This is a genomic window from Paenibacillus sp. RC67, from assembly GCF_030020805.1.
Classification (GTDB): Bacteria; Bacillota; Bacilli; order Paenibacillales; family NBRC-103111; genus Paenibacillus_S.
Window position 1 is genome coordinate 3,898,977 of sequence record NZ_CP125098.1, and the last position, 14,524, is coordinate 3,913,500.

Consider the following 14,524-nt stretch of genomic DNA (forward strand, 5'->3'; position numbering starts at 1 on the left):
CTTTCTTCTTATTCATTTCATAAAATGAAAAGGTTCATGCGAGGGAGGCGTTCATTAATGGCAACATTAGGTATCATGCTGGATCGGATCATTAAAAGCGAATACAAATGGCAAATCAAAGCAATGAAACCGGCAGGTTTTGAAAAGGTGCTGCTCTTTACGCCAGATCATGTAAATTTGCAAACGAAAAGAATTTCCGGGTGGGTTTATGCTAACAATCAATGGAAATATCACTCAGTTTCCCCGTTTCCAACTTTAATCTACGACCGTGGTGAATACAGCGGCCACATGCTTCTTAGAGCAAAACAAGTAAAGGAAAAGGCTGGAATTCCATTTATTGGAGAATGGTTAGGTAATAATAAATGGAGTATTCAAACACATCTCGCTACGAACCCTAAACTCAGACCTCATCTTATTCCTTCTAACTTACTAAATGACATCCAATCCATTCAAGCTATGATCAACAAATATAAAACAGTCATCATCAAACCTCTCGGTACCCATTCAGGAATTGGTATATTAAAGCTTTCTTTGCGAAATGGAAAGTATACTATAGATGAGGATTCGAAAAAAAGTTTATCGCTTTCGAAAGCTGGAGTGACCGCAAGGCTTAAAGTAATACGTAATAAAAAACGTTATATGATTCAAAGATGGATTGATATAACGGATAAATCTAACAGAGTTTACGATATTCGTGTGTTAATACAGAAAAATGAACGAGGTATATGGCATATTACAGGGATGGGAGTGCGCCTAGGGAAAGTGGGAAATATAACTTCGAATTTAGCTACAGGAGGGGAAGCTGAGGAGATCGTTTTGTTTTTGACAAAACAATTCGGAGCTGCAAAAGCACGTATGATCCAGAATAGGCTTCGCACACTTACTAATGAAATAGCAGTCCATTTGGAACGCTCGTACCATAAACGTTTAGTGGAGCTAGGATTGGATTTCGGCATTGATAAAAAATCGAATATATGGATTATCGAAGTAAACACAAAGCCTGGCAAAAAGCTGCTTGAACAGGTGGGGACTTTAAAAACATTTAAGGAAAGCTTGCAGCTTCCGATCTATTATGCGGGCTTTTTGCGAGCTAAGACTCGTTCCCAAACAGAGTGAAATTATTCACAAAATGCAACACGTTTCCATAAAAATCCTTGAGTTTTCCTGAAAATCGGAAACACCCAAGGATTTTCTATTAAGGACGAAGCCTGTGAATATTAGCGCACCTTTAGACTTATGCCTAGCTCACTGAAGTCGCAAGAGAATATGATGTTAGTAGTCTAAGTTACACGTTTGGCGCTCCGCAATAGCTGAGTGACACTCACCATTTTCAAGCCTTTTAAACGTAATGTACGAATGATACGGGGAAGCGCCGCTGCAGTTTGCTTGGCTGAATCACTGGCGTGCAGAAGGATGATATCCCCCGCGCCAGCTTTGGATACTACATTCCTGACTATGGTGGCGACACCCGGATTCTTCCAATCAAGGGAATCGACACTCCAATGTATAGTCCGGTAGCCCATACCGCTTAATTGGCGAATAACAGCAGCATTCATATCACCATTGGGTGTTCGGATAAGGTTCGGACTTGTTCCTGTCGATGATTTGAGCACCTTTTCAGCTAATCGCACTTGAGATCGAATCCACTGCTTGCTATGTTCTGTGAAATTTTCATGCAAGTAGCCGTGGGAACCGATTTCATAACCGTTTTTTGCGATCACCCGAGCTAGATAAGGCCGTTTTTCAATAACAGGGCCAGACAGGAAAAAGGTCGCATGCCTGACATCATGCTTACGAAGTATTTCTAATACTTTCGGCGCTACCGTTCCACCCCAGCCGATATCAAAGGTTAAGGCTACCCATTTCTTGGGGGTATTGACTCGATAAATCGCTTCACTGTTCAATTCAATGTTCACTCCCTTTCTTAGAATCATATTCCCTTAATGCTGAATTGATTGGACGAATGTTTACTCCCTGACAAACATAGGAGAGAGCTATGAGAATATTGTTTCTAGAACGCGGCAAGCTGTGGTCTTACGGTTTACCGGATGGGTTTAGGGATCTTGGACATACAGTTCGGATGTCAGGTCCCGTTATACAGAATAAACTGGAAAAGCAGATAAACTCCTTTCGCCCTGACTTGCTCATTTCAGTGGGGTGGGGGCTGGATCATACAAAACCAAAATTGAAGCTTGTTCGCAAACTTGCAACGCGGTATAAGATTCCTCTGATCTATTGGTCTACAGAGGATCCTAATTTTACGGAAGCATTCACAATTCCATTAATTCAAACGATGAAACCGGATTTCGTCTTCACCATTTGTGCGAAGAGCACGGCAAGGTTTCGTAACTTAGGAATTCCGTCAGCACACTTAGATTTCGGTTATCACCACAAGGTTCACCATTATGTTAAACCAATTGATAAATACCGCAGTGATATTGCAGTCGTTGCTAATGCCTATCCGGATGTGCTTCGCAAGTATCCTACTCATTACCGGCGTAAGGCGCTTGATATTCTTATAAGCCCGTTGCTGAAGAAAGGATACCGCATCGATTTTTACGGTCGTGATTGGGATAAGATGGCGCTTTACTTAGGCAAAAAAATCCCGCAGAAATGGCTGCGGGGCCCCATTCCTTATAAGGATGCTTTTAAAGTATATAATTCGGCAAACATTATTTTAGGCTTGCAGAATTATTACGATATGGTAACTCAGCGAACGTACGAGGTTCTGGGATCAAGGGGCTTTTTGCTTACATGCGATACGCAAGGGGTGCGGCGGCTCCTAAAGCCTGGAAAAGATGTGGTTGTTTCTTCAACGCCTCAGCAGACCGTTGAGTTGGTGAGCCGTTATTTGAGAAATTTTCAGGCTAGGGAATCGATTCGAAAAAAGGTGGAAAAGCGATTTATCCGCATCATTACAAAAATCGTGCTCGTCATCTGCTTCAGATACTGCAGCGTCACAGGGTACTGCCTTCACAAAAGCGGGGAGGATCATAATGAAGAGACGACAACTGCGAATTGCTTTTCTAGAAAGCCACCCGATGTGGATTCACGGATTACCTAACGGTTTTCGTAGACTCGGCCACCGTGTTATTACGTGCGCCCCAGCACCGGGAAGAAAAGGAATGCTGCGGAGATTTAAGCCAGACCTAATTTTGTCAATAGGTTGGACGCCAGCCAACAGTACACCCGAGAAACAACGTGTCATAGCCGAGCTTGTCCGATCTGTTGGGGCGCCGCATATCTATTGGTCAACGGAAGATCCTGGCTATACGGATGAGTTTTCATTACCTTTAATACGAAGAGTCAAACCAGATTTTGTATTTTCTATTCATCGCCCGACGGTTCGAGTTTTCAACAAGCTTTCGATTCGGGCAGCACATCTTGACTTCGGTAGTGATCCCTCCGTCCACCGGCGAGTAGCACCAGTATCCAAATATAAAGCAACTGCGGCTCTAGTCGCTAATGGCTACTCAAAGCTGTACCATAAGAAACCGAATCATTTTCGGTTTCATTCTATTCGGCGACTGGTCAACCCGTTTCTCAATAAGAATATAAAAGTAGATATTTACGGCAGGGACTGGACACGTATGAAAAAAATTCTCGCCAAGCCGGTAAAAAATAGTTTCATTCACGGATACTTGCCTTATAAGGAAGCAATCAAGGTATATAATTCCGTACAATTTGTACTTGGACCACAAAACGCAGAGGATCGTTTGACACAACGCACATACGAAATCTTAGCCTCTGGAGGGCTATTGATTACTGACGATACGCCAGAAGTAAGAAAATGGTTCCAGCCTGGAAGAGACTTGCTGGTTACAAATTCGGAACAGCAAACCAAGGCAATCATTGAAAAGTATTCAAAGCGGCCATTAGAGATAGAGCGAATCCGCCGAAACGCTGTCCGTGCCGCTAAGCTTCATACCTATACAAGCCGGGCACGTTACGTACTTCGTACATTGCTGCAACAAGGTATTATTTAAGCGGATGAGTAGGGAGGGGTGCGAAAATGGCTCGAACAAGAAAATTCGTTTCATTGGTTAAAACGGCTTATTTAACTTTTGATGATGGGCCCGCCTCCTACACCAATAGGGTGATTCAAGTATTAGACCGGTTCAAGATTAAAGCCACCTTTTTTGTTATCGGGAATGAAAGTAATGTTGGATTAAAATTAATCCGGAAGATTGTATCCAAAGGGCATGCTATAGGAAATCATACGTATTCTCACCAGATGAACCGAATGTATAAATCTAAAGCTAACTTTTTGAAAGATTTTTATCGTATGCAGCGATTGCTCAGGAAAGTGACTGGCAAGGAGACCAAAATGTATCGGTTTCCGGGGGGAAGTAATAATATGTTAGGCAACAAGAAGGTCATCAGCTCTATTGCTAAGGTATTGGCCAAGAAAGGGTACGTATATTTTGATTGGAATATCGATTCTATGGATTCACGTAAACCTTTTCCGACGTCACGTCAAATTATACGTAACGTTTTGGAGGAAATTGGTTCAAGCCATCAAATCATCATTCTTTTCCATGATTTTAGTCGCAATAGCGTAAAGGCCCTTCCGATTCTTATCCATGAACTGCGTAAACGTGGCTACCGTTTTGATGTTTTATCCAAAAGCTCTTACAACTATCAAATGCCGCATTAAGGGGGGAATGAGTTGAGGGTATTATTTTTGGAAAGCCACCCTATGTGGATCCACGGCCTTCCCAACGGATTCCGCGACTTAGGCCATGAGGTAAAGCTGTCAGGAGTTGTAAGTAAACAAAGCTTGCAGAAAGCTATTTCCAGTTTTAGGCCTCATTTGATCATTACTTTGGGATGGACAACAGAGCATGAAACGTATAAGCAGCACTGGGTAAGGAGTTGTGTAAAAGAGTCAGGTATACCGCATATTTATTGGGCTACAGAGGATCCGACACACTTTCAGACATTTTCGCTCCCCTATGTGAGAACGACCAAACCAGACTTTGTGTTTACCATTTGCAGGTCTCAAGTTAAGGTATATGAAGATTTGGGAATCCCTTCTGCACATCTGGATTTTGGTTTTCACCGTGCAGTCCACCGCCAAGGTAAACCTGAAATGCGGTATCGCAGTCAGATTGCGGTAGTGGCTAATGGTTATTCGCGAATATTGAAGCTTTATCCGAATCATTACCGAATTCGTTCATTACGTACATTGATTAGGCCCATGGTAAAGGACAATATACGCATTAATTTTTGGGGAAGACAGTGGGAATCAATGAAACCGGTTCTCGGTTACGGTATACCCAAACGGTGGATTCACGGGTATTTGCCGTATCCGAAGGCGAGAAAGGTGTATAATTCCTCCAAAATTGTAATCGGACCTCAAAACCAACTGCATCAAGTTACGCAAAGGACTTATGAAATCTTAGGCTCAGGAGGCTTTCTTCTGACAAGTGACACACCGGAGATACGTCGACTTTTCTGTCCAGGTAAGCATCTGGTTGTATCCCGTTCTCCTGAGGAAACCGTGCGACTCGTTAAATACTATTTAAACCATCCCAAGGAGAGAGAGCGGATCCGTAGGGCTGGCCACCGTGCGGTCGCAAAACATTCGTACCGGATTCGAGCAAAACAAATACTGCGTATTTTAAGGCAGAGAGGTATTCTAAAGCATAAGTATATAACTATGGCTCGTAAGAAAATATGAGGTGAAATCATGCATCCTCCTGTGATTGAAAAAGTGAACACTCCTAAACGCTGCGTAGCTGTAACCTTTAATATTGCAAACGGCACTCGTGTTCCGCTGCAAATGCTATCCCTACTCCGTAAAAATGGGATATCGAAAGCAACCTTTTTTTTAACTGGCATGTGGGTGAAGGACCACCCAGGAATCGCACGCCTTATCCGGCGAATGGGGTTTGAAATTGCTTCTCATGGCCATCGGCATCAGAATTATTCCGAACATAGCGATGCATGGATCGAAAAAGAAGTGAAGTCCGCTCGAAACGCTATCTTTAAAGCGACAGGAGTAAGCACACAGATGATTCGTACTCCAAGTGGAGATCTAAATGAAAGGGTGATTCGTAAGCTGAAAAAGATGGATCAGACGATTGTCCATTGGGATACGGATTCCTTAGATTGGAAACTAAAGCAAACTAAGAGTATTGTAAAACGTGTTGTTCCTCACGCCCGTCCGGGATCCATAATTTTGCTTCACGCTTGCGACCCTTGGACTCAATCGCTCAAGGCCACGCCACTTATCCTGGAGGGACTGCGGAAAAGAGGTTTTAGTTTCGTCACAGTTAGCCAATTATTATCTGGGGGCTAAGCATGAAAGGGAAGCGCGAAATTGACTCTGGTGTATCTGTTATTGTCAGTACGAACCGCCCGCATTATTTTGAACGCATGATCGCCAATTTTATGAGACAAACCTATGAGCCTAAAGAACTCATTGTCATATTAAATAAAGATTCCATGTTCCTTACGAAGTACCAACGAAAAGCAGCGAAATACAATGCTTCCATATCGGTCCATCAGCTGCCCGAGAGTACCTCGCTTGGTTACTGCCTAAATTACGCAATAAACCAAGCGCGTTTTCCTATTATTTCCAGGTTTGACGATGACGACTATTATGGCGCTCGGTATTTAAAGTCCCAGTTAGAAGGATTGAAATCTTCAGGGGCCGATATTGTTGGAAAAAGGGCTTGTTATGCCTATTTAGAGGCCTCAAACAAGCTTATTCTTCGCTATCCAAAAGAACAAAATTGTTTTGTAAAGCAAATTGCCGGAGCCACGTTTGTCTGCAGAAAAAAGCTCTTTCGAAAGATTAAGTTTCTGAATTGCACGCTTGGTGAAACTGTAGGATGGCTGCGACGAAGCCTTGCAAAAGGATATAAAATTTATTCGACTGACTGCGATCACTACGTCATTATGCGGCGCAAGAATAAAGCAAGTCATACCTGGCGAATCAGTGACCAGAAGCTGATGTCTCAAAGCAAGGGAATAGACCACAAAACGAAACGTTTCCATGCTTATTTGTTTCGTTAATCACCTATATCACGCGAAAATATGACGCCCGATTTGCATTTTAGGATGAAGCCTGCGTATCCAGCGGCTAGTAGAGGTCTTAGGGTTGAAGAAGTAACAGCATTTCCCGGTCGGGTCGATACCCCGAAGGGCCTCATCTGCTGCAATATACGCCTGTTTATTTGGTTCCAACCAGAAGCTTCCATCCGCTATAACAGCAAAAGCAAGCGGCTGTGTTATAACTTGCATTAAGGAATTAGGGAATTGCCGAGAATGAACTCGGTTTAGTACTACAGCACCGACGGCAACTTTTCCGCGGAATGGCTCTCCACGAGTCTCTGAATGAATGACTCGCGCAAGAAGTTCTCGTTGTAGATTTCCAGAAGAAGTTAACAACTTTAATCTACGTATTGTCAATTCTTTGGTAGGTGAGGCATCTTTTATTCGAAAATCTTGTTGAAATGCTCTTAAGGCACTCTCTACACGAGTGTGATGATACCCTAATAGTTGTAGACGATCACGTAGTTTCAACTCGATGTCCTCCTTTGTCAATCTCCCCCCTAGACACAGAGGAAACAAGCTCTTTTCAAATATCGTATTCCGGAAAGAACTTATAGCTATCTGTTAATCTACCTATTTTAAATTACATTGATTTAATAGCTGGGATTATCTTGAAATGGAGTGTAGTCATGACCTTTAAGAGGCCGATTATTGCTATTACCGGAAGCGCCGGTAAAACAACGACAAAAGAGATGTTAGCAGCGATCTTGCAAAGGAAATGGAAGGTCTTCAAATCTTATCAAAATGGCAACAATCTTTGGTACACTAAGCAGTACAAAAAACAGATTAACTCCTTACATGAGGCTATCGTTTTGGAGTATGGATTGAAGAGAGCAGGTGACATTAAACGCCTTTGCCAGCTTCTCAAACCGAATATAGGAATGATTACGAATGTCGGAAGAGCTCATATTGGTAATTTCAATGGGAGGATCAAAGGCATTGCTTCCGCAAAATCTGAATTGATACAAAATATGCCAGCGGAAGGGACACTTTATATTAATAAGGATGATGTCCATTCCAAATTATTAACCTATGGGGGATTTAAAGGAAAGATCTTATCCATAGGGATCAAGAATAAAGCAGACTATCAGGCGACAAGGGTACAGTACACTCGAGCCGGAATGAGGTTTCAATTAAGACTAAATGGAAAGCTTCAATCATTCGCGATCCCAGTTCCTGGGTTATACAATGTATATAATGCTATATTTGCTGTTGCAGCAGCTCACCGGCTTGGATTCACAGCAAATCAGATTCAGAGCGGCCTTATGCAATTTGAGAAACCCTATGCTCGGTTAACACAACACCGATTATCGAATGGATGTTTATTGATTAATGATAGTTTCAATACCAAACCTGAGCTGCATGCAGCTGTCGATGTGCTTCATCATTCCGGAAAGAATAGGAAGATAGCAGTTCTTGGAAGCATTGCAGATATGGGTAAGCAGAGAAGGGCTATGCATAGAGCAACAGGACGGTGGCTTGCCCGACAAAATTTAAATTACTTATATACTTTTGGCCCCCATGCCAGGAACATCGGTCTTGGAGCTATTGATGCAGGCTTTTCTTCTGCGAAAGTGTGCAATGTTACCTCTATGCGGAAGTTGAAAATAAAGCTCATGTCAGAGCTGAAGCCCGATTCCGCAATATTATTCAAAGGCGCTACAGGTGGTAAAGTAGTGTTAATGCATCTGGTTGAGGATATTTTGAGGGAAAGAGGTTGAAGCTTCTGGAAAAATCTGTTGATACTCAGCGGTAAATCGGAGGACATCTAGAAGTGGCCGTTCAGCGTATTGCCGGTATACTCAGGGAAGTTGTGGCGCTGGCGGAGGAGCTGATAGATCAGGTGGTTTCTATCCTAAGAGACCGACTTTTCTTAAATCTAGAAGGAATTAAGCTGAATGGTGAAGAGCTGCACCGTACAAGAGCAGAAGCATTGCGGTGGTTATGGAAAATGAAAGTAAACATACGCATTGCGAAGCAGTCACTTCATTTCCCGATAGAGTTGCCGGGGCTAATGGAGAGATAAGCTGAAGAGAATGGTGAGAATGCCGGGCGGGAAGGATGTTAGACAATCACAGCGGGGGAGAAGAAGGTGCTGAACCGACAAGGTAATTCGGATGCGTCTACGCCCAAGAACGCCCAAGAAGGTCATATTCTGACGGTCTTGGGCGATCAGTACACAGACTTGTTCGTTGCTGATATTCTACAATTGTGCAAAAAATGGATAAGGAGTGGGATCAGGTTATACAAAATCTGAATGTAAGACAAACTCTCCATAATTGAAACGCACAGGTGCGAGTAAAAGAAGGAAGATGTTAATTTTGTCTGAGATAGTTGTCAGGTGACAAGAACATTATCTCATTCCCGACAATGGTTACATAACATGGTACCAGATAATTTAGTTACAAAACTGTAATTTGATGCGCGCTTAATATGGCCGGGATACAAACCTCGGCTTACTTTCATTGCGGTTTCGGCAATGTATCCATCGGAGGACGAAGCAACAATGAAGTCGGTAAACTTTAGAAGGATAGGTAAAGAGAGTAGGGTTATACGCGGCGAAGCCAATTGCTGCAGCTGCGATTCAGTATTTAACGAGAAGGTGCATTATAGTATAGTATGGTTGACAAAAGCCATCTCTAGGGTTTTGGTCTGCGACGATGTGTAAAAAGCTTTACGAACTCCCTCGTTTTGTTGTTTACTAGTAGGATAAGAGAAGGCGGCTGGCAGTGACGTCGGGCGTCTGTAGATGAGGGAGAGAGACATGGCATACAAAATTGTGTTTTTTGACATCGACGGCACATTGATTAATGAAGAGAAGCAAGTTCCTCAGAGTACGCTCGAGGCGGTTAAACGGTTAAAAGAAAGCGGTGTTGAGCCGGTCATTGCGACAGGGAGAGCCCCTTATTTTATTCAGCATTTGACCGAGCAGCTTGGGATTGAATCGTATGTATGCTTGAATGGCGGGTATGCTGTTTATCGTGGCAAGCCTGTGTATAAACGTGTGATAGATAGAACGAGCATTGAAGCGCTAGTGACACTAGCGGCAAAGCACGGTCATTCGCTTGTGTTCGAAGGGGAGCACGGGTATTTTACAGACAGAGCGGATCACTTTTTTATTACTGAATCCGTCACCTCGCTGAAGGTGAACTTGCCGGGTATTGACCCTGATTTCTGGAAAAATAACGAGGTGTTTCAGCTGTTCCTGCATTGTGAGCAAAGCGAAGAGCACCTCTATAAGGAGCTGGTGCAGGAGCTGACGCTCATTCGTTGGCATACGAAGGCGATGGATGTGCTGCCGGCTGGCGGCTCCAAGGCGCAGGGCATTGCCGCAATGCTGAAGGAGCTTGGCCTGAAACCGGAAGAGGCGGTTGCCTTTGGCGATGGGCTGAATGATAAAGAAATGTTAGCCTATGTCGGCCTCGGTATCGCGATGGGGAACTCCCATCCGGATCTGCTTCCGTTCGCGGACAAGGTTACGACGCATGTGAATGAAGACGGTGTGAAGAACGGCTTAGTGATGGCTGGACTTATCTAAAAATAGAGCCCCGCAGATAACCTGTTGACTGTGTAAATAAATAAATTATTAAAAACATCGCCAGGAATTTTGAGGCCACCGAAGAACTTGTGTTTTTCTGTTGAGTGATCACAAAAGACGACCATTATATTTTGTCAAGAGTTATTGAAGAAATTACAGATCTATCTATAAAAATAATGTAGGAAGACAAGAACATATTTGCATAAGAAGCCGCGGTTTTGGTCATACCCCTGTCAAGTAGACAGATGAAAAAAGCTAAGCTGCCAACGCGCACCGGTACTCTATCGGTGCACGTTGTTTTAATTTGGCTTGAAAACGGTGGTAGTTGTACTCGTAAATATATTCTTCCACGGCTTGCCGAATTGCCGCTCCTGAATTAAACTGGTTGAGGTACAACTTCTCTGTTTTGAGATGCGAAAAGAAGGATTCGATGCACGCGTTATCCAGGCAGGTTGCTTTGCGAGAGTGGCTGCCTTTAACGCCGAATGCCTCTAATCGTGTGTTGTACGCCTGAGACGTGTATTGGAAGCCCTGGTCCGAATGGAGCACGGCCTCTGAGACGTCTCTTTTTCTTGTCCACTGCGTAATCGTATCCAGCACAAGCTGGAGATCGTTACGTTCAGACAATTGCCAAGCGACAATCTCGTTGTTGAAAAGATCTTGAATAACAGATAAGTAATGGAAATTCGTTCCATCGGAAATATAGGTAATATCCGTGACCATTTTTTGCTGCGGTGCCGTAGCATGGAATTGTCGCTTTAAACGATTTGGATACACAACAGAAGGCGTGTAGTTGGACTGTTTCCGCTTCCTACGTATGACCGACTGGATCGATAATTCTTTCATGATCCGGCATACTTTCTTGTGATTTACTTTGTAGCCAGCCTCCCACAAGGCGGTCGTCATCCGAGGGTAGCCATAGTAGGGATGTGCAAAATGGATGGCCATCATGTGTTCCTTGATCTCATGATCCTTTTCTTGACTTGCCTTTCGCTGAGGCTGTGTGGCTCTCCATTTGTAATAACTGGCCCGTGGTATTCCCGCAATAGCTAACAGGACTGTAATGCCGTGCTGGTGGCGCAGCTCCTCCATGATTTCATAATTCATTCGTTGGGTTGGCGCTTCTCCTTTACTAGATTTGGATACCGCTTTTTTAAGTAATCCACCTGCGCCTTCAGGTAATCTCGTTCTTCCTCAATGCTTTGGAAGGACGTGCGTGGCCGCCCTTTCATTGGATTTGACTCACTTTTACGCACATCGAACGACTCTCCGTCTTGCCATTTCCTCACCCACACCTTCAGTTGAGAACAGTTACGGATCCCTTCTCGCTGAGCTACCACCTTGTAACTCGCAGAACCCTCTACATACGCTCTAACCGCCTTTAATTTGAATTCTTCTGTGTACGTTTGAAATGTTTGTCCTTTTTTAGCCATAAAAAAATCCCCTCCAAGTGGCACTCAAGCCTCCATGATAACATGAAGGTTTTTTTGAGTGTCTACTTGAAGGGGATAATACCATTTACGCGGTTTTTTATTTTTATGGATACAACTTCTTGTCCTTTTCGAAAGACAAGAAGTTGTACAGATTTCCGAAGGAGGACATAAAAATGATATGTTCTCCACAGAAGCAGAACAATACATATTTAGTGTTCACTTTTTAGGAATCCATTCACCATTGTGTCCCATAATTCGTGAAGTAGTATAGGTTCATGGGATTGAAATAGTGATCGCATTTTACTAATGACTTTGCTCAAACAACGGGATAGGAAAAACAATTAGTTTGTAGTCAATCGAACGAATGATTCGGCTGACTTCATTACGCTCCCTCAATATGATGTAGTTTTCACACTCTAGCTCATGAATTCGCAGGATTTCACCTTTAGTTATTTGAGAGATAAGAGAAACAGAGCATGCGGGAACTAGTTGTACCCTATAAGGGCATGCGGGAACAGAAGGGATGTAAACTCGCCCAGATTATTCCATATTATGCACGTCTCCATGCTGCCCTTAGAGATTCTCGCTCCCATGTCTCAACGGGTCTAAGCCCTTTCATTCCTTCGTCACATCTAACTAAGGGGTGGAGGTCGGTATTTCTAACGGAATGGGTCCGAGCCCTTTTGCGTAACGTCTCCCGATACTCCGTGCTTCTTATCCATCCTGCGAATACATCAACTGGTGAAGAAACAGTTCTTAAGCTACTGGAAGAAATACTTTTGTAGAGTTGTATACTTCATTGCTCTTAGCCAGCCCGACTAGCATTCTTGCCACTTTACCGCATAGTTTCATAATGGATTTCATTTTTTTTAACTTTTTCACTTGGACATTGTAATGGTGCAGGGCTCTGACATCCGGATTGGTCATGACCATGCACATCGTCATAAGATAAAGGAAGCGTCGCAAACGTGGGCGTCCGCGCTTGCTGAGCACCATTTTTCCACGCCATTTCCCAGAGCTGGCTTCAGCCAAGTTAAGTCCTGCATGACGTAGCAGGGCATTCCCATGTGTATACCCACTTAGATCACCTGCTTCCCCCAACACACCTGCTAAACTGGTTGCATTTAAGCCTAGAATCGCAAGCATTTTCTGGGCATAAGGGATGCGTTCAAGAACAAGCTTAAGTTCATGTTCAATAAGCTCAAGTTGGCGCGTCGCTAAATCGTATTCTTCAAGAAGCTGACCCAAATGCAGCTTGTAGGCATGTAGAGCTTTTGTAGCACCGACGCTGCGTTTTGAGCTGCTCAGCCCGCCATAAACCGGCATGACGCTTTACATACTGCTTCCAACCGGCAATGACTTGCTCTGTTGTTAGACGGCTAATGTCCTTCGGAAGAGGAAATAGCCTTAATGTAGCAATGGCACTTGTACAGGTAAGGATTTTAAAGACCTGCCGAAGTTCGGGAAACACAATATCTACCCAGCGATGTATCTGGTTCACTGCGCTGTTAAGCCGTTTAGTAACCGTATCCCGATTGGCCATCAGGATCCGCAGTTCTTCGTATGTCTCTGGGTTGAAACGTACGGGAGAATAGTAGCCGTTTTTGATCATGTCTGCGATGACAAGAGCATCTTTACGGTCGCTTTTTGACGGGGTGTTGTCGCGATTTTCTTTATTCTTTTTGACAAGATGGGGGTTTACGAGAACAGCCTCAATGCCTTTGTTTGTAAGCCAGCGCGCAAGGCACAGCCAGTAATGGCCAGTGGGCTCCATGCCGACGATAACTTTGCTCAACTTGTAAGACTTAAGCAGATCTTGAATCCAACGACTGAACAGCCGAAAACCTTCGTCATGGTTACCAAACTCCAATGGAGTTCCAAGAGCAATGCCCCGGAAACTGACTGCACGAGCGACGTGACTTTCCTGAGCAATATCTACGCCGATGACCAAATGTGAAGAGGTAATGTTTTCAATGAGTTGATTTTGCTTGTCCTGAGCCTTAAACTTCATAGTAGAGCGACCTCCTGATGGGCTATTTGAGGCTATGACCTCGTGTGCAACCCCATCGTACCGAGGCGCTCGTTTTTGTTCAAACGCCAAATTATTCATTTTACAGGAATTCTAACGGGCAGGATGTTCAAATCGATTCATGAATATGTACTATTTTGTAGAGGAGTTAATGAATTCGAATAACGTTATGCTCAAACCTGAAAATTAGATAATAAGAAAGAGGGGACTCATGATGAATATAATGTATGTTGAAATGTTGAAAAGTAAATATGTTAGTGTTGAACATCCAACAATATTAGTTGATGGGGTCTCACTCGATTTATTACTTCATAATCTATATCCGGACAACTTATACTTAGGTTTAATTCCTACAATTACTGACTGGATTCACTTGAAGGAAGAAGTTGAATTAGTTATTAGCAGGTTTTATTCGAATCTAGAAAAAGTTATCTTACCAATCCTAATGTGTCCAGACGACTT

At 43.4% G+C, this 14,524-nt stretch carries 15 protein-coding genes and 1 pseudogene; 11 read left to right on the plus strand and 5 right to left on the minus strand.

Annotated elements, in window-relative coordinates; all coding sequences use genetic code 11:
• Positions 1-57 precede the first annotated feature (57 nt).
• On the plus strand, positions 58-1,116 hold the full coding sequence (locus tag QMA13_RS17880; protein ID WP_282943063.1) for a YheC/YheD family endospore coat-associated protein: 1,059 nt from the start codon (positions 58-60) through the stop codon (positions 1,114-1,116).
• Between the two features lie 164 nt (positions 1,117-1,280).
• Here QMA13_RS17880 and QMA13_RS17885 read toward each other — a convergent pair whose 3' ends face one another.
• Positions 1,281-1,934, minus strand: coding sequence for a polysaccharide deacetylase family protein (locus tag QMA13_RS17885; protein WP_282943065.1), 654 nt, complete (start codon positions 1,932-1,934; stop codon positions 1,281-1,283).
• A gap of 62 nt (positions 1,935-1,996) precedes the next feature.
• Between QMA13_RS17885 and QMA13_RS17890 the strand changes: the two genes are divergently transcribed.
• From QMA13_RS17890 to QMA13_RS17915, 6 genes are read left to right on the plus strand one after another with little or no spacing between them, the layout of a single operon-like run.
• A complete protein-coding gene (locus tag QMA13_RS17890; protein WP_282943067.1) occupies positions 1,997-3,064 on the plus strand; it encodes a CgeB family protein in 1,068 nt (355 codons plus the stop codon).
• A complete protein-coding gene (locus tag QMA13_RS17895; RefSeq protein ID WP_282943068.1) occupies positions 2,997-3,986 on the plus strand; it encodes a CgeB family protein in 990 nt (329 codons plus the stop codon). Before QMA13_RS17890 ends, QMA13_RS17895 begins: the two co-directional genes overlap by 68 nt.
• Positions 3,987-4,012: 26 nt before the next feature.
• Positions 4,013-4,657 carry a polysaccharide deacetylase family protein gene (locus QMA13_RS17900; protein WP_282943069.1) on the plus strand — a complete coding sequence of 215 codons (645 nt, stop codon included), beginning with the start codon at positions 4,013-4,015 and terminating at the stop codon, positions 4,655-4,657.
• 12 nt (positions 4,658-4,669) lie between these two features.
• Entirely contained in the window at positions 4,670-5,683 is a 1,014-nt protein-coding gene (locus QMA13_RS17905; protein WP_282943071.1) for a CgeB family protein, read from the plus strand.
• A gap of 9 nt (positions 5,684-5,692) precedes the next feature.
• The gene (locus QMA13_RS17910) at positions 5,693-6,304 is read left to right on the plus strand and encodes a polysaccharide deacetylase family protein (protein WP_282943073.1); all 612 of its coding nucleotides are present in this window, start codon (positions 5,693-5,695) and stop codon (positions 6,302-6,304) included.
• A gap of 2 nt (positions 6,305-6,306) precedes the next feature.
• Entirely contained in the window at positions 6,307-7,023 is a 717-nt protein-coding gene (locus QMA13_RS17915) for a glycosyltransferase family 2 protein (protein WP_282943075.1), read from the plus strand.
• Between the two features lie 9 nt (positions 7,024-7,032).
• On the opposite strand, the gene QMA13_RS17920 is transcribed toward QMA13_RS17915, so the two are convergent.
• Positions 7,033-7,581 carry a cell wall hydrolase gene (locus QMA13_RS17920; protein ID WP_349254217.1) on the minus strand — a complete coding sequence of 183 codons (549 nt, stop codon included), beginning with the start codon at positions 7,579-7,581 and terminating at the stop codon, positions 7,033-7,035.
• A gap of 110 nt (positions 7,582-7,691) precedes the next feature.
• Between QMA13_RS17920 and QMA13_RS17925 the strand changes: the two genes are divergently transcribed.
• The 4 genes from QMA13_RS17925 (at position 7,692) to QMA13_RS17940 (ending at position 10,600) form a co-directional block, all read left to right on the plus strand.
• Positions 7,692-8,783, plus strand: coding sequence for a UDP-N-acetylmuramoyl-tripeptide--D-alanyl-D-alanine ligase (locus tag QMA13_RS17925; RefSeq protein ID WP_282943077.1), 1,092 nt, complete (start codon positions 7,692-7,694; stop codon positions 8,781-8,783).
• Between the two features lie 53 nt (positions 8,784-8,836).
• The gene (locus QMA13_RS17930; RefSeq protein ID WP_282943079.1) at positions 8,837-9,088 is read left to right on the plus strand and encodes a hypothetical protein; all 252 of its coding nucleotides are present in this window, start codon (positions 8,837-8,839) and stop codon (positions 9,086-9,088) included.
• Between the two features lie 66 nt (positions 9,089-9,154).
• A complete protein-coding gene (locus QMA13_RS17935) occupies positions 9,155-9,319 on the plus strand; it encodes a hypothetical protein (protein WP_282943080.1) in 165 nt (54 codons plus the stop codon).
• Between the two features lie 507 nt (positions 9,320-9,826).
• Positions 9,827-10,600 carry a Cof-type HAD-IIB family hydrolase gene (locus QMA13_RS17940; RefSeq protein ID WP_282943081.1) on the plus strand — a complete coding sequence of 258 codons (774 nt, stop codon included), beginning with the start codon at positions 9,827-9,829 and terminating at the stop codon, positions 10,598-10,600.
• A 255-nt stretch (positions 10,601-10,855) separates the two neighbouring features.
• Here QMA13_RS17940 and QMA13_RS17945 read toward each other — a convergent pair whose 3' ends face one another.
• The 3 genes and pseudogenes from QMA13_RS17945 to QMA13_RS17950 all read right to left on the minus strand — a co-directional run bounded on the left by QMA13_RS17945 (position 10,856) and on the right by QMA13_RS17950 (position 14,044).
• Positions 10,856-11,707 carry an IS3 family transposase gene (locus tag QMA13_RS17945; RefSeq protein WP_481858193.1) on the minus strand — a complete coding sequence of 284 codons (852 nt, stop codon included), beginning with the start codon at positions 11,705-11,707 and terminating at the stop codon, positions 10,856-10,858.
• Positions 11,704-12,033 (minus strand): transposase, encoded by a 330-nt coding sequence (locus QMA13_RS36655; protein WP_481858194.1) that lies wholly within the window; start codon positions 12,031-12,033, stop codon positions 11,704-11,706. Before QMA13_RS36655 ends, QMA13_RS17945 begins: the two co-directional genes overlap by 4 nt.
• 756 nt (positions 12,034-12,789) lie before the next feature.
• Positions 12,790-14,044, minus strand: a pseudogene (locus QMA13_RS17950) (IS110 family RNA-guided transposase).
• Positions 14,045-14,524: the final 480 nt, after the last annotated feature.